Origin of the sequence: Kitasatospora putterlickiae (assembly GCF_039527695.1) — a bacterium.
GTDB lineage: Bacteria > Actinomycetota > Actinomycetes > Streptomycetales > Streptomycetaceae > Kitasatospora > Kitasatospora putterlickiae.
Map to the genome: position 1 here is coordinate 51,592 of NZ_BAAAKJ010000152.1, position 524 is coordinate 52,115.

General features: G+C 74.4%; 1 protein-coding gene. It reads right to left on the reverse strand.

Features of this window, described 5'->3' with window-relative positions:
- Positions 1 to 214: 214 nt before the first annotated feature.
- Entirely contained in the window at positions 215 to 361 is a 147-nt protein-coding gene (locus ABD308_RS15940) for a hypothetical protein (protein ID WP_344334051.1), read from the reverse strand.
- Positions 362 to 524 lie beyond the last annotated feature (163 nt).

Genomic DNA, 524 nt, shown 5'->3' on the forward strand with positions numbered 1-524 from the left:
CACCCGGGGTGGCAGATCCGGGGCGTGGCGGCCCGCGCGGCGTGTCGCCCGGACGCCCGGGGTGACGGCTCGTCAGACACCGGATGCGCGCCCGGCGCCGGTGGGGCGACTGGGGCGGGCGTGGCGGACGGGACGGGTGGGGCAGCCCACCGGCGTTGACGCGGGTGGTGTTCGGAGGGTCTTCACCCGGCCTCGCCGAGACCCCCGGATCGGGTCAGTGCGCGAAGGTCCAGAATCCGATGAGCGGGGCGGCACCGGCGGCGAGGCAGACCAGGACGGTGGCCGTCCAGGTGCCCAGGCCCGCCGGGGCGGTGGCGTGCTCTTCGCTGCGAGCCGCGTGGTGGTGCGAACGGGTTTCCATGGCGGGTCCTTCCGGACGGTGCGGCCCCGGCCTGCTGGTGGGCGGGTCGGGGCCGTGGGGGTGTGGTGTGGTGTGGGTCAGGTGGTGAGGGTGTTGTTGAGGGCTTCGAGACCGTCGGTGTAGATGCCGTGGAAGAGGTCGACGGTCTCCTGTTCGGTGGCGC

Coding starts and splice junctions, on each gene's coding strand:
- ABD308_RS15940 (WP_344334051.1), bottom strand. CDS start 361: ATGGAAACCCGTTCGCACCACCACGCGGCTCGCAGCGAAGAGCACGCC.